This is a genomic window from Mycobacterium vicinigordonae (assembly GCF_013466425.1).
GTDB lineage: Bacteria > Actinomycetota > Actinomycetes > Mycobacteriales > Mycobacteriaceae > Mycobacterium > Mycobacterium vicinigordonae.
On the sequence record NZ_CP059165.1, the window covers coordinates 736,352 to 756,380 of the forward strand.

General features: G+C 65.7%; 19 protein-coding genes. 12 read left to right on the top strand and 7 right to left on the bottom strand.

What is annotated here, in order from left to right; genetic code table 11:
• Window positions 1-6: 6 nt before the first annotated feature.
• Window positions 7-519, bottom strand: coding sequence for a nuclear transport factor 2 family protein (locus H0P51_RS03115; protein WP_180918704.1), 513 nt, complete (start codon window positions 517-519; stop codon window positions 7-9).
• Window positions 520-740: 221 nt separating this feature from the next.
• Between H0P51_RS03115 and H0P51_RS03120 the strand changes: the two genes are divergently transcribed.
• The 3 genes from H0P51_RS03120 to H0P51_RS03130 all read left to right on the top strand — a co-directional run bounded on the left by H0P51_RS03120 (window position 741) and on the right by H0P51_RS03130 (window position 4,834).
• Window positions 741-2,678: an Hsp70 family protein gene (locus H0P51_RS03120; protein ID WP_180918705.1), complete on the top strand. Its 1,938-nt coding sequence runs from the start codon at window positions 741-743 to the stop codon at window positions 2,676-2,678.
• 225 nt (window positions 2,679-2,903) lie between these two features.
• Complete coding sequence (locus tag H0P51_RS03125; RefSeq protein ID WP_180916596.1) at window positions 2,904-4,355, top strand: DUF7159 family protein; 1,452 nt, start codon at window positions 2,904-2,906, stop codon at window positions 4,353-4,355.
• 68 nt (window positions 4,356-4,423) lie between these two features.
• Window positions 4,424-4,834 carry a hypothetical protein gene (locus tag H0P51_RS03130; protein ID WP_246398362.1) on the top strand — a complete coding sequence of 137 codons (411 nt, stop codon included), beginning with the start codon at window positions 4,424-4,426 and terminating at the stop codon, window positions 4,832-4,834.
• Between the two features lie 5 nt (window positions 4,835-4,839).
• Here the strand turns inward: H0P51_RS03130 and H0P51_RS03135 are convergent, their stop codons facing one another.
• Complete coding sequence (locus tag H0P51_RS03135) at window positions 4,840-5,538, bottom strand: DUF3060 domain-containing protein (protein WP_180916598.1); 699 nt, start codon at window positions 5,536-5,538, stop codon at window positions 4,840-4,842.
• Window positions 5,539-5,585: 47 nt separating this feature from the next.
• Here H0P51_RS03135 and H0P51_RS03140 point away from each other — a divergent pair, with 47 nt between their 5' ends.
• On the top strand, window positions 5,586-6,599 hold the full coding sequence (locus tag H0P51_RS03140) for an NADP-dependent oxidoreductase (RefSeq protein WP_180916599.1): 1,014 nt from the start codon (window positions 5,586-5,588) through the stop codon (window positions 6,597-6,599).
• Between the two features lie 123 nt (window positions 6,600-6,722).
• On the top strand, window positions 6,723-7,577 hold the full coding sequence (locus H0P51_RS03145) for a glycoside hydrolase family 16 protein (RefSeq protein WP_246398693.1): 855 nt from the start codon (window positions 6,723-6,725) through the stop codon (window positions 7,575-7,577).
• On the opposite strand, the gene H0P51_RS03150 is transcribed toward H0P51_RS03145, so the two are convergent.
• The gene (locus tag H0P51_RS03150; protein ID WP_180916601.1) at window positions 7,574-7,804 is read right to left on the bottom strand and encodes a hypothetical protein; all 231 of its coding nucleotides are present in this window, start codon (window positions 7,802-7,804) and stop codon (window positions 7,574-7,576) included. The two genes, H0P51_RS03145 and H0P51_RS03150, sit on opposite strands and share 4 nt — an antisense overlap.
• Window positions 7,805-7,899: 95 nt before the next feature.
• Between H0P51_RS03150 and H0P51_RS03155 the strand changes: the two genes are divergently transcribed.
• The 3 genes from H0P51_RS03155 to H0P51_RS03165 are packed head-to-tail and all read left to right on the top strand — an operon-like array spanning window position 7,900 to window position 10,367.
• On the top strand, window positions 7,900-8,214 hold the full coding sequence (locus tag H0P51_RS03155) for a hypothetical protein (protein ID WP_180916602.1): 315 nt from the start codon (window positions 7,900-7,902) through the stop codon (window positions 8,212-8,214).
• 26 nt (window positions 8,215-8,240) lie between these two features.
• The gene (locus tag H0P51_RS03160) at window positions 8,241-8,849 is read left to right on the top strand and encodes a muconolactone Delta-isomerase family protein (RefSeq protein ID WP_180916603.1); all 609 of its coding nucleotides are present in this window, start codon (window positions 8,241-8,243) and stop codon (window positions 8,847-8,849) included.
• Window positions 8,850-8,879: 30 nt separating this feature from the next.
• Entirely contained in the window at window positions 8,880-10,367 is a 1,488-nt protein-coding gene (locus tag H0P51_RS03165) for a bifunctional phosphatase PAP2/diacylglycerol kinase family protein (RefSeq protein ID WP_180916604.1), read from the top strand.
• 27 nt (window positions 10,368-10,394) lie between these two features.
• Here H0P51_RS03165 and H0P51_RS03170 read toward each other — a convergent pair whose 3' ends face one another.
• A complete protein-coding gene (locus tag H0P51_RS03170; protein WP_180916605.1) occupies window positions 10,395-11,783 on the bottom strand; it encodes a mannitol dehydrogenase family protein in 1,389 nt (462 codons plus the stop codon).
• Window positions 11,780-12,613 carry a helix-turn-helix transcriptional regulator gene (locus tag H0P51_RS03175; RefSeq protein ID WP_180916606.1) on the bottom strand — a complete coding sequence of 278 codons (834 nt, stop codon included), beginning with the start codon at window positions 12,611-12,613 and terminating at the stop codon, window positions 11,780-11,782. Before H0P51_RS03175 ends, H0P51_RS03170 begins: the two co-directional genes overlap by 4 nt.
• Window positions 12,614-12,622: 9 nt before the next feature.
• Between H0P51_RS03175 and H0P51_RS03180 the strand changes: the two genes are divergently transcribed.
• The 3 genes from H0P51_RS03180 to H0P51_RS03190 all read left to right on the top strand — a co-directional run bounded on the left by H0P51_RS03180 (window position 12,623) and on the right by H0P51_RS03190 (window position 14,505).
• Window positions 12,623-13,300, top strand: coding sequence for a class I SAM-dependent methyltransferase (locus tag H0P51_RS03180; protein ID WP_246398364.1), 678 nt, complete (start codon window positions 12,623-12,625; stop codon window positions 13,298-13,300).
• Between the two features lie 42 nt (window positions 13,301-13,342).
• Complete coding sequence (locus H0P51_RS03185) at window positions 13,343-13,945, top strand: hypothetical protein (RefSeq protein WP_180916607.1); 603 nt, start codon at window positions 13,343-13,345, stop codon at window positions 13,943-13,945.
• 245 nt (window positions 13,946-14,190) lie between these two features.
• Window positions 14,191-14,505 carry a DUF732 domain-containing protein gene (locus H0P51_RS03190; RefSeq protein WP_180916608.1) on the top strand — a complete coding sequence of 105 codons (315 nt, stop codon included), beginning with the start codon at window positions 14,191-14,193 and terminating at the stop codon, window positions 14,503-14,505.
• A 273-nt stretch (window positions 14,506-14,778) separates the two neighbouring features.
• On the opposite strand, the gene H0P51_RS03195 is transcribed toward H0P51_RS03190, so the two are convergent.
• Window positions 14,779-17,370, bottom strand: a complete 2,592-nt coding sequence (locus H0P51_RS03195; protein WP_180916609.1) for a flavin-containing monooxygenase — start codon at window positions 17,368-17,370, stop codon at window positions 14,779-14,781.
• 87 nt (window positions 17,371-17,457) lie between these two features.
• The gene (locus H0P51_RS03200; RefSeq protein ID WP_180916610.1) at window positions 17,458-18,858 is read right to left on the bottom strand and encodes an amidohydrolase family protein; all 1,401 of its coding nucleotides are present in this window, start codon (window positions 18,856-18,858) and stop codon (window positions 17,458-17,460) included.
• A gap of 320 nt (window positions 18,859-19,178) precedes the next feature.
• Here H0P51_RS03200 and H0P51_RS03205 point away from each other — a divergent pair, with 320 nt between their 5' ends.
• Complete coding sequence (locus H0P51_RS03205) at window positions 19,179-20,009, top strand: CDP-diacylglycerol diphosphatase (RefSeq protein WP_180916611.1); 831 nt, start codon at window positions 19,179-19,181, stop codon at window positions 20,007-20,009.
• Window positions 20,010-20,029: the final 20 nt, after the last annotated feature.

Consider the following 20,029-nt stretch of genomic DNA (forward strand, 5'->3'; position numbering starts at 1 on the left):
GTTCGGTCAGTCCTTCAGGTCTGCGCGGGCGCGTCCGGGTTTGACGTTGAAATTGAGGCCTGCCACCGACATCGTCGCCTCGTAGGTGCGGTCGTACCCGGTTGCGCTGATCCGCCATCCGTCGGCGGTGCGCCGGTACTGGTCGCGATAGAACGCCGCGCCGATCAGCATGAAGTCGAACTCGGCCACGATCACCCGGTCTTGCAGGTACCAGATGCCCGAGGCGGTGTCGCCGTCGATGGTGATCTCCGGATGAGTCACCCGGTGTTCGGTGACTACGCCGGGACCCATCGCCGAGCTGAGGTACTCCACCAGGTCCCGGCGATTGTCGAAGTGCAATTCCTTGCCCAGCGACGAGCCGTAGGCCCCGACGATGTCCTCGGTCATGGTATCAGCGAAGTCATCCCAGTGCTTGGTATCCATCGCGCGCAGGTAGCGGTACTTGACCTGTTTGATCGCTTCGATGTCGGCGATCCGGGCTTGCGCATCCTCAAGGCTCACGTTGCCATTGCAGCACACCGGATCGTTGCCGGTGTGGGTGGGGAGCAAACTCCGCGCCGACTCACGGTGCGGCCGGGAAGTCGCGCCAGGAGGAATGTCAATAGTGGCGCCGGTACCTTTTTGATGACGACACGGCATCGAGCTGATACCAATGACCTTGGGCCCGAGCCGTATTCGGGTAGTCCGCGGCTATGGTTGACGCGCTGGCTACCGACCGCATCGACGAAAGTATTGGCTCTATGTACGACCCGCTGGGGTTGTCGATCGGGACCATGAACTTGGTCGCGGCGGCGAACGGAGGTTCTCCGGTCATCCGTCGCGCCGTGCTCACCCTGTATCCGCACTGTGCCCCGAAACTTGTTGCATCCGAGGCGACTTCAGATGCGACTCAGCTAGGCGTCCCGATGACCGGCTTCGTAGAACGGATCGGCGACTCGGTCGCGCTGATTTCACCTGATGGTGCCGCGCACGATCCCGACTTGCTGACGGTCGAGGCGCTGGATGCGATGGTTGCCGCGATCGGCGCGGACTCCAGTTCCGCAGAAATCGCGATTGCCATTCCCGCGCACTGGAAACCGGCCACCGTGCAATCGTTGCGGGACGCGCTGCGAACCCACGTCGGCTTCGTCCGCAGCGGGATGGCACCCCGCCTGGTCCCCGATGCGATAGCGGCGTTGACGGCGGTGCGGTCCGAGGCCGAGGTTCCGTCCGCCGGCGTGGTGGGGCTGCTGGATTTCGGCGGATCGGGAACAAACGTCACGCTGCTGGAGATCAAAGACGAGGTCGAGCCCATCAGCGCCACAATGCGTTACGAAGAATTCTCCGGCAACCAGATCGATCATGAACTGCTGCTGCACGCAATCGACACGCTGGGCGAGAAGGACGCCGACCCCTCCAGCACCGCCGCCGTGGGCCAACTCAACCGGCTGCGGGTGGAATGCCGCGAGGCCAAGGAGCGCCTATCGGTGGATGCCGTCACCGAACTGGCAGTTGAGCTTTCGGGAACCAGCACCGTCATGCAGCTCAGTCGTGACAAGTTCGAAGACCTGATCTCCGACCGGCTCACCGGTTTCATCTACGCGTTCGACGACATGCTGGCCCGCAATCACTCCTGCTTCGCCGACCTCGCCGCACTGGTAACCGTGGGTGGAGGCGCGAGTATTCCTCTTGTTTCCCAGCGTCTTTCGGTACACACCCGGCTGCCGATCCTGACCGCCTCGCAGCCCATGTGCGCTGCGGCCCAAGGTGCATTGCTGGCGGCTGCTCGCGGCGAGCTGCTCGACCTGCGGACCCGGGCATCGATAGGTCTGATGGCCAAGACTGCCGCCGGCATTGACGTGCTGGATCCGCCGAGCAGTGACCTGCTGGTGATCGACCACGATGCGCTGACTGATCGCGAATTAGCCTGGTCGCAAACCGAATTCCCCGAGGTGCCGACGCGTTTCGAAGCCGATCCCTACCACGAAGACGGCGCCTGCTTCTCGATGCGGTTGAACCTGATCGACCCGCCCAAGGAGCCGCCGTGGCGACGCTTCCGGGTGTCGCAGGTGCTGATCGGGCTGTGCGCCGCAGTGGCCATGACCGCGATCGGTGGCGTGGCGATCACCTTGACCGCCATCGAGCAACGCCACACCCCCACCAAGGCCCCCACGCCGCCCAGCGTGGCACCTTCGGCGTCGTTGCCCGGCGCCGCGCTACCCACTGCGGTGCCGCCCACCGCCGTGCCCCCCAGCCCGATCGAGCCCAGCCCGCTGCCGCCGCCGAGCGAGGTGCCCAGTGTCGTGGCGCCGACCACTGTGGAGCCCCCGCCGCCGCCCCCACCGCCCCCGTCACCGACTCAGCGGATGACGACGACACGGCCCGCGCCGCCGGTGACCACGACCAGCCCACCGGCCGCCACGACGCCGCTGACCACCCCGCCACCGCCGTCGACTGAGTCGCCGACACCGACAGAGACATCGAACGCCGCCGAGGCGCCGAGCACGTCAGAGCCGTCGTCGGTGCGGATGACCACTCAGTGGCTGCACGTGCCGCTGATCCCAGTCCCGATTCCGATCCAGGTACCGGCGAACCAGGCCCCGGCGAACCAATACCCGCAGAACCAGTACCCGCAGAACCAGTACCCACAGACACAGGACGGGCCGCAGAACCCATTCGCCGGCGTGGGGAGTCCATAACCTCAGTTCGCCCGCCGGTTGCCGCTCCTTTCGAGCTGACGAAATCTGCCCCTCCGCCCGCCGTGCGCGAGGTGGGTTCTAGCTGGCAAACTAGAGACCAGGCCAGCTAAGCGATCGCTCCAAAGAGGGCGAGAGATTTCGTCGATGGTGGGCCGCGCGGCACTCGGACCTGCCACACGGACCGCCTAGACCCCGTAACTAACTTGGACAGGGGTTGGAGGGGTTATGGACATCGTGCTCGGGATATCGATGGAGCCCGCAGCGGTCCGAATGGTCCTGATCGAGGGAGCGCACGCCGACGGCGTGACCGTCGAGGAAGAAAGCATCGAGCTGGCTTCGGCCGCGGGGTCAGCTGGCGACGCCGGTAGCGCGGCCACCCAGGCGGTCGCCGCGCTGGTCGGTACCCATGAAGGCGCTGCCGAGGGCGGCTACCGGATCACCTCGACCGGGGTGACCTGGACCGACCCCGGTCAGGTTGCCGCGCTGCGCGCCGAACTGACGGCCCGCGAGATTGGCAGCGTCATGCTGGTCTCTCCGTTGCTGGCCGCCGCCGCCCTGGCGCAGACGGTCGGCTCCGCGCTCGACTACGCGCACATCGCGATGCTGTTCGTCGACGTCGACAGCGCGACGTTGGCGGTCGTCGACGTCGCGGACGGATCGATCGTGGACCTGCATCGGCACGCGCGGCGTTCGGCAACGCCGGCCGCCGAGGTGGTGACACTGGTCGCCGGCCTCGATTCGCCGGCGTCTCGGGCCGACGGCGTGTTCGTAGTGGGGTGCGGGGTCGACATCGTCGGCGTCAAGCAGGCCCTAGCGGCGGCGACGTCGCTGGCCGTCAGCGTTGCTGAAGAACCGGAGCTGGCCTTGGCGCGGGGCGCGGCGCTGGCTTCGGCCAACGCACCGCTGTTCGCGTCGTCGACGTCGGCGCTGGCGTATGCGTTGGATCCGGGTACCGGCGAGGTGAATCCGCGCGCTTTGACGCCTAATTACCTCGACGTGTGCGCGATGGCTGGGGTCGGGGAGGGCGCCTTGGCATACAGCGCCCTGGACGATGTGGACGAAGCCGACACCGACACCGCGGCGCCCGGCGCCGCGACAGCAAACGGGCGTAGGCACCTGGCAATCCTCACCGGCGCGGCGGCCGGCATCGCCGCTGTCGTCGGTGGCATGTTGGTTATCTCGCTCGCCGGCGACGTCCGACCCACCGCGGCCCAACAGCCCAATCACCCAGAAGTCGCTCAGACGCCGGCGGTTGGGGCTCCCGCCACCGAACTACCGGCCCAGGTGCTGGGGCCGGCCCCCGCCCCAGCGCCGGAGGCCGCGCCCGCGACCCCCGCGGCGCCGCCGCCGACTCCCGTCGCCGCACCTTCGGCGCCCGCCGCCCAGCCGGCTCCACCCCTGCAGCAGCCGCCGCAGACGGTGACCAAACCGGCCCAGGCCCCGGCCTACCTGGCGCCCGCACCGCGCAGGCAACCGACTCGCCAGGCACCCGCGCCGGTGCAGACGCCCGCGCCGGAGGCCGCACCGAGACCCTCGGCGTCGCCCGAGGCGCCTGCCGCGCCGGCGCCTGCGCCGGTCCCTGCCGCACCACCCATGACGATGTACCTGCACCTGCCGTTCGTTTCGATCCCGATTCCCATCAACCAGCCCACTCCGCCACCGGCGCCCGGGCAGTAAGGCACGTGGCGCATCCAACCGGCAGAGCGCACACTGGCACCAACGGATTTGAAATGCTAGGAGGTCGCGTGAGCGGCAGCGGATCTTCAGGTGGCGGGTTCGGCTTCGACCCCGACGATTTCGATCGGGTGATCAGAGAAGGCACCGAGGGCCTGCGTGACGCGTTCGAACGGATCGGCAGGTTCGTCGGCGCACCGGGCGCGCGCCCGGGTTGGTCGGCGATCTTCGAGGATCTATCGCGGCGCACCCGTCCTGAACCCGAAACCACCGGCGAGGCCGGCGACGGTGTGTGGGCCATCTACACCGTCGACACCGACGGCGGTGCCCGTGTCGAACAGGTCTATGCGACCGAACTTGACGCTTTGCGCGCCAACAAGAACAACACCGACCCGAAGCGTAAGGTGCGCTTTTTGCCGTACGGGATTGCGGTCAGCGTGCTCGACGACGTCGCGGACGATTCCGCCGACGAATCAGAGTAGCGGGTTCAGCCCGGCTCGACCACGTTCCCACTGCCGCTGTTGCTGATTTTCGGTGCACCAGAGCGGAAGGTGACCTTGTTGTTGAGGCCGGAAGCGTCGATCGAGTCGGTCGTATCGATGGTGACGACGTTCTGCAGGCCCGACACTGCGACGCTCGCACAATGACCGGTCAAGGTCACGGTGTTGGAGATTCCGCTGACGGTGACGGTGTTGCCATCGCAGGCGATCGTCCTGTTTTCGTTGATGCCCGAGACGACGACCGGCCCCGGGGTGGGCGAGGGCCCCGGGCCCGTGGCGTCTGTCTTGCCGCCGGGTGTCGTGGGCCCGGGGTTCTTCGGCGCGGTCGTTGCCGACCCACTCGCGGGGGGTGCGTTGAGGGCCGCGTCGCCGTGTGAGAACTGGCGGGCGGCGTAGGCGGCGATGCCACCCACCAGCACCAGCAGGCCGAGGATGCCGACGGCGGCCAGGACCCAGAACCACCGGAAGCCCGACGACTTGCGTGCTCCGACGGCATACGCACTGCCGTACCCGTAGGGCGGCGGAGTCCCAGGCGCGGGCATCGCGGCCGGAGGCGGCACCGGGCCCGGGGGTGGCGGCGGGTAGCTGTAGCCGCCTCCGTCGCCCAATTCGGATGCGCGCGCCGCCTCGGCCAGCGGCTGCTCCAGTTCCCGGATCCGGGCCTCCGGGTCATCCTCTGGGTTCATCCGGAGATGCTCCCACATCCGTCACACGGGCGAATAGGCTTCGCCTCGTGCCCGAATTGCCAAATCGACAGATCCTGTTGCGCCGCCGTCCCACCGGCCTCGTTCAGCCCGATGACACCGAGTTGGTCACCCGGCCGGCGCCGCGACCGGCGGCCGGCGAGGCGTTGCTGCGCACCACCTACGTGGGATTGGACGCAGCCGTCCGGACCTGGCTCGACGACCAGCCCAGCTACCTGCCGCCGGTCCAGATCGGCGAGGTGATCCGAGCGGCGGGCATTGGGAGGGTCGTCGAATCCCGTTGTGACGCTTACGCTGTCGGGGATGTTGTTACAACACTCACCGGGTTTCAGGAGTACGTCATCATCCGCGACGACCTGTTCAGCACGCCCATTCCGGGTGAGGACGACCAGCTGGCGATCATGTCGGTGTACGGCCCGACTGGGGCTACCGCCTACTTCGGGATGACCGATATCGGCCGGCCGCAGGCCGGGGAGACGGTGGTGGTTTCGGCTGCGGCTGGCGCCACCGGTTCGGTGGCGGGCCAGATCGCCAAGATCGCCGGGGCACGGGTCGTCGGGATCGCCGGTGGTCCGCAGAAGTGCCGTGCTGTGGTGGAGGACTTCGGTTTCGACGCCTGCATCGACTACAAGAACGACGACGTGCCAGCCGCACTGAAGGAACATTGCCCGCGCCGCGTTGACGTCTACTTCGACAATGTGGGCGGGCCGATCCTCGACGCGGTGCTGGGCAGGCTGGCCCCCAGGGCCCGCGTGGTGCTGTGCGGCGTGATCTCCAGCTACCTGACCGGCGAGCATCCCGGCCCGGCCAACTACGTCAATCTGCTCTCCAAAACCGCGCTCATGCAGGGATTCAACGCGCTCGACCAGTGGGGGCGTTTCGATGAGGCGTTCGCGAACCTGCGGCAGTGGGAGGGCGAGGGGCGCCTGCAACATCGCCAGACGATCTACGACGGCATCGAATTGTGCGTGGACGCTCTCAACGGCCTGTTCACCGGAGCGAACATCGGCAAGACTCTGGTCAAAATCAGCGATCCGGGCTGAGCTGCGTTACCGCACAAGCAAGTAACCCACCGCCGATCCCCTGACCTGCTGGTACATCGCGACCTGCTGCCTACGGTCCGCACGGCGCCAATCGGGCTGATATCGTCCCTTGCCATGCCACAGATGGACCGTCGCCAGATGATCATGATGGCGGGTTTCGGCGCACTGGCAGCCGCGATCCCGGCGCCGCTTGCTGAGGCCAACCCGTCCCGACCAGCGCCGATACCGGCCGCCCCCGCCGCTGGACCGGGCGGTGGCTTCCTCTGGCACGACGAGTTCGACGGCCCGGCCGGTTCGGCTCCGGACCCGTCGAAGTGGTCGATCTCCAGTTTTCGGACGCCGATCAGAAACCCGGTCGGCTTCGACCAGCCGCAATTCTGGGGTCAGTACCGCAACAGTCGGCAAAACGTATTCCTGGACGGCAACTCCAATCTGGTGCTGCGCGCCACCCGGGACGGCAGCGGTGTCTTCGGCGGCCTGGTGCACGGACTTTGGCGCGGCGGTGTAGGTACCACCTGGGAAGCCCGGATCAAGTTCAACTGCCTCGGCCCCGGCATGTGGCCGGCCTGGTGGCTGTCGAACGACGACCCCGGCCGAAGCGGCGAAATCGACCTGATCGAGTGGTACGGCAACGGCACCTGGCCCTCGGGGACCACGGTGCACGCCAACCCGGATGGCACCGCGTTCGAGACCAATCCGATTGGCGTGGACGGCAACTGGCACAACTGGCGGGTCAGGTGGGATGTGACCGGCATGTACTTCTGGGTCGACTACGCCGACGGCGCGCCCCCGTACTTCTCGGTGCCGGCGACGGGGATCGAGAACTTGGACGAGCCGTTCAAGGAGTGGCCGTTCAACGACCCCGACTACACGGTCTTCCCGGTTTTGAATCTGGCCGTCGGGGGATCCGGCGGGGGCGACCCCGCGGCTGGCACGTACCCGATGGACATGCTGGTCGACTGGGTTCGCGTCTTTTAGTTGGTCAAGTACAGGTACCAGAGGCCGTCGGAGCCCTCGCGGCAGTCGAAGTGGGAGTACGCGCCATCGTTGTGCGCAACTTCCACGTGCGGGCCATCGACCTGGCATGCCGCCTGGGTCGCGTAAGCGCCCTCGACCTGCACTTCGTCGGCATTGGCCAAGCCCACCGCGGTGGTCATCAATCCGCCGGCTGCCAGGAGTATGCCGGCGGCGACAACGGTCCTCATGGGTGATCTCCTTCCAGATCTGAATCCTGAGTTGCCCGAGCCGAACCCGGCGAAACTCCTGGGCCGGACCCCAGATTCGAACATATGATCGATCAATGGGACGGTTGGCGTCGATCGGATACAACGGGCAACCGCTGCGCGGCCCATTCCGGGTGGTGCGCCCGCCCGTCCCGGTCCTGGTCGATCTGACCGTCCTGTTCCCACGCGAGCCGCACCGCTCGGGGCGGTATCAGCCGAACGGGCTGCAGCTGCACAAGGTGGTGGAGGGCACGCTGAGCTGCTGGGGCATCTGCGAGCAGGGCGACTGGTGGGGCTTGGTCACCTATCCGGTGGAGTTCGGGTCCAATCAGAAGCCCGTCACCCACTGGGTGCCAGCCTGGACACTGCGCCGCAAAACGGACGCACCGTAGAGTCTTCTCGTGCTCCACGAGGCCGCATGAGTGAATTCTTGGTCGCGTCGGCGATTCACCTTCCCGCTGGCACCGCGCCGCAGGAGGTAGCCGAGTTGGGTGCGCGCCACACTGCGGCCACCCACCGCCTCGCGACAGCCGGACGGCTGCTGCGGCTGTGGCGTCCGCCTGGTGAATGGCGAACGATCGCGCTGTTCTCCGCGCAGGACCACAGTCAACTCGAACAGCTGCTATCCACACTGCCGCTGCGGAGTTGGAGCGCCGAAGAGGTCACTGCGTTGGGCGTCCATCCCGACGATCCGGCCGGGACCGGCTTGGTCGGACGGCCAGGCAAGGGCCCGGAATTTCTGGTGACGATGACGGTCACGGTGCCGTCGGACACCCCGGCGTGGACGGTGGAGCAGGAATACGCTCGCTCAGCCGGCCGAGCGCGCGACCTAGCGGCGCGCGGGCATCTGGTGCGGCAGTGGGTGCTTCCCGCCGGCCCGGACGGTCCCCGCACGCTCGGTCTGTGGCGGGCGCGTGACCCCGGTGAGCTGATGGCCATCGTGGAATCGCTGCCACTTTCGGGTTGGATGACGATCGAAACGACGCCGCTGAGTCCACATCCCGACGACCCGATCCGAATGCGCTGATGCGTGCGGCACGCGGTTAATGTTGGGCTGATGAACCGGCGGCCCTTGCGACCATTGCGCAGCATCAAACAGATCACTCGCGGACTGGGCGCCCTCGACCGCGAGTTGTTCGAGGTGGTCGCCGAGTCGCCCACCCCGCTGCTTGACAAGATGATGCCGCCGCTGACCCGGGCGGCCGATCACTCAAAGCTCTGGTTCGGCATCGCGGCGGTGATGTTTGCGTCGGGAAAGCCCTCCGCGCAGCGTGGCGCGGTCCGCGGTGTGCTGACGCTCGGCGTCACCAGCCTGTTCGCCAATCAGGTCGCCAAGCGGATCCGTCCGCGCCAGCGTCCGCTCTACGACTCGGTGCCGCTGGTCCGACGGGCTCGCCGCCGGCCCACCTCCAACTCGCTGCCGTCCGGGCACTCCGCCAGCGCCGCGGCATTCGCGATCGGGGCGGGTCTGGAGAATCCGCCGTTGGGATTCGGGCTGGCACTGTTGGCCGGTCTGGTCGGGCTCTCGCGGGTGGCAACCGGGGCGCATTACCCGGGGGACGTGTTGGCAGGTTTCAGCATCGGTGCGGGCATCGCGGTATTGGGCGGCAGGCTGGTCCCGCCGATCGTCGAGACGTCGCTGCCCAAAACCGAACCGCTACGGGTAGATACGCCGGAGCGACCGGACGGATCGGGTGTGGTCCTGGTGGTGAACCCGGCCTCGGGCAGCGGTACCGGGGCCCGGGTGATCGACCAGGTTCGGGCCGAGTTGCCCGCGGCCGAGATCGTGCAATTGCAGTCCGGTGACGATGCGACAGAGGTGCTGCGTCGTGCCGCGAAACGTGCCGAGGTACTCGGGGTCGGCGGAGGCGACGGCACCGTATCGGCGGCAGCCGCGGTGGCCGTCGAGGCTGGGCTGCCGCTGGCCGTCTTTCCCGCGGGAACATTCAACCACTTCGCCAAGGACATCGGCTGTGACACCGTTGCCAAGACCGTCCGCGCGATCCGGCGCGGCAGTGTTGCCTACGTGGACTTGTTGTGCCTCAACGAGAGTCAGATGGTGGTGAATACCGCCAGCATCGGCGCGTACCCGGCGTTCGTGCGGCGCCGCGAGAAGTTGGAGAAACGCATCGGCAAGCCGCTGGCTGGGTTCTATGCGATGCTGCGCACGCTGCGCAACGAGCGACCCGTCCGCATCCGCTATGACAACAAGACGCTGCAGACGTCGTTGTTCTTCGTGGGAAATTCGCTTTATCTGCCAACGGGTTTCGCGCCGGCTCGGCGCACCCGCATGGACGACGGCTTGATCGACGTTCGGATCCTGGAAACCGGCCGCCGGCTGGCGCGCACCAGGATCATTGTGGCGCTGGCATTCGGGCGTCTGCTGCGCAGCCCGCTTTACCACGAGATGCAGGTGCCGGAGTTCACGTTCACCGCGGTGGACGGCCCCACCGTGGTGGCCCATGACGGAGAGGTCGGCGAGGAGTACACCGAGGCGACCTTCATGTCGAAGTATCGGGTGTTGCCGGTGTTTCGGCCGTTGTGAACCGATTTGGTTCGGCGCTGACCAACCTTATGTGCCCAGCAGCCTTCGCAGGGTGGTGCGGGCGCCCTCGCAGTGCAGCGAATCCAGTGCCCAACAATATGCTTCCACGAAGCGCGGCGAGTCGATGAGATCGCCGAACACGGTGCGGTTGGCCAGAAATGCAGTCGGATCGTCGCGCTGGCTAAGGGCGAGTGGTACCAGGGCCTCGGCCAGCGGATCCACCACCTCGATCGGTTGACCCTGCTCGTCGACGCCTTCGGCGTAGCGTGCCCAGCTTGCGACGATCGCCGCCGACAGCGTCACCGGGCGGTCGGCACGCAGGTTGTCGCGGATCACCGGCAGCAACCACTTCGGGATGCGATCGGAGGCCCCGGCGCACAATCGGGAGACCGTGTCGCGGACGTAGGCATTGGCGAAACGGGGCAGGAGCTGATCCTTGAACTCGGTAAGGCCGTCGACCGGGGCGAGTGTCGGCACCGCCTCGAAATCCAGATATCGGCGGAGAAATTCGGCTATCAGCGGATCCTGGGCAGCCTCGTGCACCAGGCGGTAGCCGGCCAGATAGCCGAAGTAGCACAGGCCCTGGTGGCCGGCGTTGAGCAGTCGCAGCTTCATCGCTTCGTACGGTGCGACGTCGTCGACCAGTTTGACGCCCGCCAGCTCTAGTGGGGGCCGGCCGTCACTGAAATCGTCCTCGAGCACCCACATGGCGAACGGTTCTGCGGCCACCGGCCAGGCATCCTCGACATCGAACTCGGTGGCGAGTTGTTCCACGACTTCGGGTGTGGTGACGGGGGTGATTCGGTCGACCATCGAGTTGGGAAACCGTGTGTTCTCCTGCATCCATTGCGCCAGTTCGGGATTGGTCGCTTGCGCGCAACTGGTGAAGACCTGCTGCGCCACCCGGCCGTTCTCGCAGATGTTGTCGCACGAGACGATTGTGGGGGACTTCAGGCCCCGGATGCGGCGCAGCTCGAGTGCCTCGGCCACCAGCCCGAACACGTTGCTGAGCGGCGCGTTGTAGCCACCTTCGGTGATGGTCAGCGAGATAATTCGAACGGTCGGATCGGCGAGCAACTCGAGCACGGGATCCTCAGGCGCATAACGAAAGTCGACGATAGAGCCGATGACTCGGGGCTCCCGGGTGCCGTCGGGATGCTCGAGGATCAAAGTGTAGAGGTGGTCTTGGCCGCGCAGCGCATCGCGCAGGCGCCGGTCACCCGGCAGCACCCCGATGCCGCAGATGCCCCAGTCCCGCGCCAATCGCTGCTCGAGCAAGCGGTCGATGTACATCGCTTGGTGAGCACGGTGAAATCCTCCGACACCGAAATGTACGATGCCGACCGTGATTTGGCTGCGGTCGTAGCTCGGCGTGGCGACTTTGTGCCCGGACAGATTCCGGGCGCTCAGCTTCACGAAGGGAGCTCGCTTCCGTGCCGACGGTACGCTGATGGCGGCTGCCCCCAGGCGTCACGGAAGGCGCGGGTGAACGAGCTGGCGCTGTCGAAGCCGACGCGGGTGGCGACCTGCAGCACGCTCAGTTCGGGATCGGCGAGCAGCGCGGCGGCTCGCATCAAGCGTGCTTGCCGCGTGTAATCCCGCCAGGTCATCCCTAATTCGCGGCTGCACAACCGGCGCAGTGAGCGCGGCGACATGCCCGCTTGCTGTGCGGCATCCTCGATAGTGATGTCGGACAAAGCATTACGTGTGTGCTTGAGTATCGAGACAAGTTGTGGGTGCGTCGTGGTAGGTAGGCTGAACGGGCTTTGCTTTTCCAGCAGTTCGGCGAGCAGCTCGGCGAAGCAGTGAAAGTACGCGTCGGCGATGGCGTCGGAGGACCCACGGTCGATGGGCCAGCGGCAGGCGTAGAGGATCATCTGCCGGATCAGCGGCGACACCGGGAGGATTCCGGCAGCGGGACGCACGGGATGCATCAGCATCGGGTGCAGGAATATCGACACCGAGCGCACCTGGGTGTCGATGGTGCTGACGTGGCCAAGTCCGGCGGGAATCCACGCCGCCTGCCGTTCGGACATCAGGTAGGTGCCCGCGTCCGTCTCGACCTCGAGCATGCCCGCAACGACGTACTCCAGCTGATGCAGGTCGTGTGCATGGCGCGCGAAAGTGATCGGTTGCCCCTGGTAGACGAACGCGCCCGCCGTCGGCCGGCCGCCCTGGCGCATGTCTACCAGCGCGGTGCTGTCCGCTGAGGACAATGATGTGTCCGTTCGTGCAGAGAAAGTCATCTTGGTCCGATGGTACGACTAGTAGCCATGTCCACACCGTCGTTCACTCCTGCCGCGGGTAATCCGAAGTACACCAAGCACTACGACACGGTCATCGCACTGCTGACCCGCGAGCAGCGCTGGCGATCGGCTGCGATTGCGCAACTCGGCCTGCAACCCGGTGACGTGGTAGCCGATATCGGCTGTGGCACAGGGTCATTAGCGATCATGATCAAGCGACACCAGCCTGCCGCACGGGTGATCGGGGTGGACCCCGATCCCGAGGTTCTGCAGATAGCGCGAGGCAAGGTGCGCAAAGCTGGCGTCGACGTCGAATTCGTGCAAGGTATGGGAGACAAGGCGGCCGAACTCGTCGGCCGCGGCCGTGCCGATAAGGCCGTGTCCAGTCTGGTGTTGCACCAGTGCCCGGTGCCCATGAAGGAAGCGATCATCGCCAACATGTTCGCGCTACTGCGGCCCGGTGGTGACCTGGTGATTGCGGACTACGGGCTGCAACGCAGCGCCTTGATGCGGTTCGGATTCCGGTTCGTGCAACGCGTCGACGGCAAGGCCGATACCCAGCCAAACGCCGACGGCATCCTGCCGGAGTTGATCGAGCAGGCGGGCTTCGTCGACGTCGCCGAACGTGCGGTGATTCCGACGGTTACCGGGTCTTTCTCGATCTATCACGCACACCGACCTGATTAGGTTTGCTGGCCCTTGGGCACGGTCGCGTTGAATAATCGGACGATGTTCTCAACGCTGAGACCAAGGGGCAGACACTGGGTGGGCGTCACGCTGGGGGGAATGCTGGCCGCGGCGGTCTGCCTGGCCACTGCGGCCAACGCCGAGTATCAGGCGCTCCCGGTGTTCGTGCCGCACCCGTCGGACTGGCAACCGAACTACACCGTGTTCCCGTACAACTTGTGGCAGACCCGGGTGACCCCTGAGCAGATCACCGCCGAGCAAGAGTCCTGCCAGTGGTTCAACGCACAGTATGGGCAGCTGATGGATCAGGTGGTCGGGTTCCAGCACTTCCTCGGCGACCAACACGACGAGTGGTCGGCGCCAGGCGTGCAGTCCGCCGGCGACGTCGTGATCGGTAACCTCGACCAGTCGGCGGCATTCCTCGATCCGCGCGCCCACACGCTTTACATCGTCAACTATCCCGATCAGAGCCAGTATTCGCCGCTCTACAACGGCGACTCTTTTTACCACCTCTGGTATCAGCTGACTCAGATCAGGGACAAGATGAAGCAGCGGATGGTGTCCGGAGTGATCAACGCCCCCGTCGCGACGGGCAGCGTATACGGCAACACGATCCGCGACTCCGGGGTCTGCGACGGAGCCTGACGTCGTCGCCGACAGCGCACGGTGAGGCAGTCGGCAACGACGACGCGGTGGTCTGTTCTTCGACCAGCAACGGGCTACCGGTCACGCAGAACACGGGCCACTAGGACCTCACCGCGCGTTCACCAGTTAGCCAGATTGCCAGATTGGCCTACTCAAATCCGCAAAATTGCGCAAAGATCGTTCTAGCTGAACGCAGTCGGGGTGCGGCTCATGCGCCTAGTGGTGTCTCGCGAAAGGAACCGTCCATGAAATCGATACTGCGCATTGCTGCGCCTGGTCTGGCCATGCTGGCTACCGGCGCCGCCATCCTGTCGGCTCCAGGAGCTTGGGCCGACCCCAACAGCTTTCTCGACGAGCTGCAGACCAACAACGTCCATCTGCCGGGCAAGACGCCGGCTCAGACGATCGCCGCAGGCAATCAGGCGTGCAGTGACCTGCGCGGCGGCGCCTCCGTGCTCGACGAAATGAGCAAAGTTGAGAAGCAGTACGGCTTCAGTCAGGGCACGTTGTTCGTCAGTGCCGCGACGACCAATCTGTGCCCGGACTTCGCCAACCACTGAGCGTGCGAAGGGTGCTGCGTTATACGGCTGCGCTTTTCAGCAGAGTTCGAAGCACCTTTTGAGCCGCTGGGCAGGCAGGTATTGACCGCGGTAGCGGTAGCGCCACGACGCCGGTTTGTAGCTCAACCGCCCGACCGAGTTCCGGCAAACCCGGTACCGATGGGGCGTAGTTGGACGGCAAACAGCCGTTCGGCCACGAGGTCAGCGCGACCGCCGCGTCGCGGCGCCCCCATTGTCGCGGCACCGAGCGGCCTGTCCGGCCACGTCCGCGGGCTAAGCGGATTCGGCCACCTGGGCCGGGAAAAACCCGTGTAGCGCGGCGGCCAGCTGGGCGCGGATCTGCGCTCCGGAGATCACTACGTCGACCATCGTCACTGACAGGTGGGTATGTCCACGGGCCCGAACCAACTGTGCCTGAACCCCTGCTGCGGCAAGGGCTTCGGCGTAGGCGATGCCCTCATCGCGCAACGGGTCGAACTCCGCGACGACGACGATCGCCGGCGGCAGCGCCGACAGGTCCGCGGCGCGCAGCGGCGCGATTCGCGGATCGTTGCGAACATCGGGATCGGCGTAGTAGTCGAAGAACCACTTCATCAGCCCCGCGGTAAGGATGTAGCCTTCGGCGTTCTCGACGTACGAGCCGCGGGTCTGATCGGTGTCGGTGACGGGGGTGAGCAACGCCTGCCCGACGATGGTCGGACCGCCCGCGTCCCGGGCAAGTTGGCAGACCACGGCCGCGATTCCGGCGCCCGCGCTCCATCCGCACACGGCTAGCTGTCCGGGGATGCCGCCGAGTTCCGCGGCGTGATCGGCCACCCACCGCGTGGCCGCCCAACCGTCGTCGAGCGCGGCGGGGAATCGGTGCTCGGGTGCGTGCCGGTAGTCCACCGAGACGACGAGCGCGTCGCTGCGCACGCACAGATCGCGGCATAGCGGATCGTCGGATGTCGCGTCACCCAGCACCCAACCGCCGCCGTGGAAATAGAGGACCATCGGGTGCGGCCCCGGGCTGGCCGGCCGGTAGAGGCGGTAAGCCAGAATCCCTTCGGCGCCGGACAGGGTGCCGTCGACGATCTCACCGACCTCCGGGCCCGGCGGGCGCGCGCGATTCAACTCGTCCATGACGGCACGTGTCTGTTCGGCGGGCATCGATTCCAACGGGGGCAGACCCATCAACGCCATCTGCTCTAATACCCTCTGAACGTCGGGCTGCAGGCGACGCACCACACCGTCGTTGCATTGCCCACCGTCGGGGCCGGACAGCCGGAAGCCCAGATAGTCCCGCGCTACCACCTCGTCGCAGGCCACCCGGTAGAAGTCGACACCGGCGGCGTAGGCCATGAAAGTCCGCGGCTTACCCGGCACGTTGGCGCCGACATACCACGAGTTCCCTTGCGGGAAAAGCGTTATCGACGAGGCGTCGTCCGAATGCTGCATCCAGCCCGCCTCGGCTAGCGGGGTGGGTTCGATCCGGTCAAAGCCATGGTCTGAAAGGTACGCCAGGGCATCGGCGACGAAGTCGACATGTTGCTCGATCGACACCGCCATGTTCGACAGCACCGACGGGCTGTTTGGGCCGGCGATGAGGAATAGGTTGGGGAAACCCTGGGTGGTCAGGCCCAGGTACGTGGTGGGCCCCTGTGACCACTTGTCCTTCAGTGGAACTCCGTCACGGCCGAGGATATCGATCGCCGCGACAGCACCGGTGATGGCGTCGAAACCGGTGGCGAAAACAATCGCGTCGAATTCGAAAGAATCCGTGGCCGTGTCTATTCCAGCTTCGGTGACCCCGACCAAGGGATCGTTGCGCAGGTCGACTAGCCGCACGTGCGGCAGATTGAACGTGTCGTGGTAGCCGGTATCCAGGCAGAGCCGCTTGGCGCCGACCGGATAACTGTTGGGGCACAGCGCTTCGGCTATCTGCGGATCGCGCACGATGCCCCGAATCTTGGCTCGGATGAATTCGGCGAATTCCGCGTTGGTGTCCGGGTTGGTCATCACGTCGGTGTAGAGGTTGATTACCTCAAGCAGTTCGCCGCGCTGCCACGCGCGCTCATAACGCTCCTGCCGATCTTCGGCGGATACCGCGAACGACGGTGTGAGGGTCCGTTCCAGCGGTACGCCGCCGAAAGAGTACTTCGCCGCGTGCCGGTAGGCGGCGTGGTCGGCCAGCTGCGCGAGCTTCTCGGGTGCGATCGGGCCGTTGTGGGCGGGGATCGAAAAGCACGGTGTGCGTTGGAAAACCGTCAGCTGGGCTGCCTGCGCTGCGATCAGTGGGATCGATTGGATCCCGGAGGACCCGGTGCCGACCACCCCGACGCGCTTACCGGTGAAGTCAACGGGGTGGTGTGGCCATCGGCTGGTGAAATACACTTCGCCGGTGAATTTTTCGACGCCTTCGATGTCGAGTTCCTTGGGCACGGATAGACAGCCCGTCGCCATTACGAGGTAGCGGCAGGCGATGTCGTCGCCACGATCGGTGCGCACACGGTACGTGCCGGAGTCGTCATCCCAGTGCGCCTGCGTGACTCGGGTGTTGAACTGCATGTCGCGCCGCAGGTCGTGCTTGTCGGCGACATGGTTGAGATAACGCAGGATCTCAGGCTGGGTGGCGTATTTCTCCGACCACTGCCAGTCCCGCGACCAGTCCGGGTCGAAGCTGAACATGTAGTCGAGGCTGGGGATGTCGACGCGGGCGCCAGGGTAGCGGTTCCAGTACCACGTGCCTCCGATGTCGTCGCCGGCTTCGAAGATCCGCATCGAATGACCCGTGAGCCGCAGGCGGTAGGCGCTGTAGAGACCGGCGAATCCGGCGCCGACGACCACTACATCTACATCCACATCGGTGTGGTGTGCATCATTCATGCGGTAATCATTCGCCCGACGCGCACGTTTTGGTAGCGAAATGCGCGAGGGATGCACATCGCGGCGCCTCGCTGGCTGACACGGCAGTCAGCTCAGGCGGCGGCCCCGAACGTACACCTCAGCGACCGACGACTCCCGGATGCCCATCAGCAGGGCAAACAGTGTCTGTTGGCCGGCAAGACCAGCGTCCTGGGAGCGCACGCCGTATTTCAGCGCGGATGCGAGCGCCGGCGTTCCGCCGGGGTCGATGACGACGAAGTCGGCCTCCTTGCCGGGGTCGAAGTTGCCGAAGCGCTCCTCCTGGTCGAGTGCTCTGGCGCCGCCGAGGGTACCGAGGAACAGCATCTCCGCGGGACGCATCGACACGCCGGCCTCACCCGGTTCGCTGACGTGCACCTTGAACGCGTCACCAAGCACCCGCGGAATCAGAAACTCGTCACCGCCGCCGACGTCGGTGCCCGCGGCGATGTTCACCCCGGAGGCGACGGTGCGCTTCCAGGGCATGGTGCCGGAGCCCAGGAACAGCTGCGAGATCGGGCAGTGCGCGATCGAGGTGCCGGTCTCGGCCATCCGCTCGAGCTCAACGTCCTGGCAGTGCACGGCGTGCGCCATGATGGTGCGTTTGCCGAGCAGGCTCTCGCCGCCGGCCTTCGAGCCGGGCAGGAACTTGCCGTCATAGGTGTCGAGATAGGTGTCGACCTGGAATTGTGCCTTGGTGGTGTCCACTTCGCCGGTGCCGGGTCGGTTGTTCTCGTTGAGGTGACTGTGGAAGTACACACCGCGGTCGCGCACCGAATCATAAAGCTGCCCAAGTGATTTGAACGTATCAACGGTAATAGACAGGGAGAACCGCGGGATGATGGCCACCTGCAGCAGTGCGGTCTTCGGGTCGCCGGTGTCGGCCGCGTGCCACTTGTCGATCTCTTGCATGGTGAGCCGGACGGCCTCCTCCTCGGACGTCACCAATGGTGGTGCGCTCCCGAAGTTGACGGTTTGGATTGCTCGGCCGGAGACCAATCGCAGCCCACGCCGCCGAGTCTCGGCGAATAACGCGTCCTGAGCGTGCGGAAACGGTGATCCGAAAGCCATCGCCGCGGTGCTACCGGCAGCGATCCGGCGGTTGCAGAACTCCACGGCGGCACGCTGCGCGAACTCCGGGTCGCGCAACAGCGCCTCCGCCGGATAGATGCAGGAGTCCAGCCAGTCCAGCAATTGACCGCCTCCGTAGGAGTCGAACGCGAACACCTGCGGGAAGTGGATGTGGGTATCGACGAAACCCGGCAACAGGAACCCCGATCGGTGATCGACGACCTTGGCGTGCTGCGCAGTCGCGGGAAGTGCGTGCCTATCGCCGCAGTAGGTGACCAGACCGTCCTCGACGACCAGCGCCCCGTTCGGGATTTCTGTCAGCGCCGCATCCGCCTCGGTGATCTTCGGGCTACCGGCGAGGTGATAGATATGGCCCAGGTGGACGGTGGTGGCGGTCATGGCGTTCTCCTTGCGGTCATCGGGGTTGCCTTGCGGTCATCGGGGTTGCCTTGCAGTCATCGGGGTTGTCGTCGATTGTTCAGCCGGGGATGACGGGCTAGGCCTTGCCGGTGCTGACCGGCTCTCGCGCCACGGACCGCCCGCAAAGCCGAACCTAGCGGCGCTTGGATGCGGTGGTGGCGAACGTCGCAAACAACAGATTTCTGCGACGACATCCATTCAACATCCGATATATTGATGAGTGAATACTCACTGCAAAAAATGACCTCCGATCATCTTGCAAGCTTCAGCTACTCCACCTACCTAGACAAGGGCGCCACATGGACACAACGGGCTCGGCCGATCGTCGCGTGACACGTCGGCAGTTCATCACTACTTCGGGAGCGTTGGGGGTCGGCGCGGCGTTTGTCGGGTCCGCAGCGTGGCGGGCCGTCGGGGACCCCGGCTCGACGACGCCCGATTGCGGCGGCCCCAACGACGGTGGTGAATTGTATGAGTCCGTGAAGGATGCCCAACCCGGTGACAAGCATCTGGCGTTGGTCGACTTCCCAACCCCCAACAAGGATCGTGCCTACGGTTACGCGATCAAAACCGGAGCAAAAGGCGCGTGGGACTGGCTGTGCATCCCGCTAATTCGGGTCTCCGGCATCGAATGCGAAAAGTGCTGGAAGGGCCAGATGCTCAACCTGTGGCCATATGCCGCCGCCTGGGTCAACGACCCGCAGAGCAAACTTGCGGGGACGGACTGGGCACTGGGTATCAATTCCGGCGATCCGCAGGCGCGCACCCAGAACCAGATGCACATCCACGTGACCAAACTCCAGAAGAGCGTGCGCGACCAGATCACTGCGGCTGAGAAGAACAAGGTGCCCGTGGCCGAGAGTTTCGGTGATTGGCCCAAGAAGACGATCGAGCTCAACGGCCGGCTGTTCCGCTGGGTCCACGTCAAGACCATGGACCACCACATTTTCGTCGAGGCCTTCAACACCGTCGCGCAAGGCAAGGCGTCCGAGATGAAACATCAATGCATTGCGGTCACCTCGGCGGGCTCCGGTGGTTTTTACGTCATCAACAGCCAGGCGCAGCTGGACACTCAGGGCCACCACCCGTTCGGCATCAAGACCATCGACGGGCTGCTATACCGGGGATAGCTGCGGTTTGGCTTTGGCGG

Bases quoted from the DNA above. Each gene is read 5' to 3' on its own strand.
- H0P51_RS03120 (WP_180918705.1), top strand. From the start codon at position 741: ATGTACGACCCGCTGGGGTTGTCGATCGGGACCATGAACTTGGTCGCG.
- H0P51_RS03125 (WP_180916596.1), top strand. From the start codon at position 2,904: ATGGACATCGTGCTCGGGATATCGATGGAGCCCGCAGCGGTCCGAATG.
- H0P51_RS03135 (WP_180916598.1), bottom strand. From the start codon at position 5,538: ATGAACCCAGAGGATGACCCGGAGGCCCGGATCCGGGAACTGGAGCAG.
- H0P51_RS03145 (WP_246398693.1), top strand. From the start codon at position 6,723: ATGGACCGTCGCCAGATGATCATGATGGCGGGTTTCGGCGCACTGGCA.
- H0P51_RS03150 (WP_180916601.1), bottom strand. From the start codon at position 7,804: ATGAGGACCGTTGTCGCCGCCGGCATACTCCTGGCAGCCGGCGGATTG.
- H0P51_RS03155 (WP_180916602.1), top strand. From the start codon at position 7,900: ATGGGACGGTTGGCGTCGATCGGATACAACGGGCAACCGCTGCGCGGC.
- H0P51_RS03160 (WP_180916603.1), top strand. From the start codon at position 8,241: ATGAGTGAATTCTTGGTCGCGTCGGCGATTCACCTTCCCGCTGGCACC.
- H0P51_RS03165 (WP_180916604.1), top strand. From the start codon at position 8,880: ATGAACCGGCGGCCCTTGCGACCATTGCGCAGCATCAAACAGATCACT.
- H0P51_RS03175 (WP_180916606.1), bottom strand. From the start codon at position 12,613: ATGACTTTCTCTGCACGAACGGACACATCATTGTCCTCAGCGGACAGC.
- H0P51_RS03180 (WP_246398364.1), top strand. From the start codon at position 12,623: ATGGTACGACTAGTAGCCATGTCCACACCGTCGTTCACTCCTGCCGCG.
- H0P51_RS03185 (WP_180916607.1), top strand. From the start codon at position 13,343: ATGTTCTCAACGCTGAGACCAAGGGGCAGACACTGGGTGGGCGTCACG.
- H0P51_RS03190 (WP_180916608.1), top strand. From the start codon at position 14,191: ATGAAATCGATACTGCGCATTGCTGCGCCTGGTCTGGCCATGCTGGCT.
- H0P51_RS03195 (WP_180916609.1), bottom strand. From the start codon at position 17,370: ATGAATGATGCACACCACACCGATGTGGATGTAGATGTAGTGGTCGTC.
- H0P51_RS03200 (WP_180916610.1), bottom strand. From the start codon at position 18,858: ATGACCGCCACCACCGTCCACCTGGGCCATATCTATCACCTCGCCGGT.
- H0P51_RS03205 (WP_180916611.1), top strand. From the start codon at position 19,179: ATGGACACAACGGGCTCGGCCGATCGTCGCGTGACACGTCGGCAGTTC.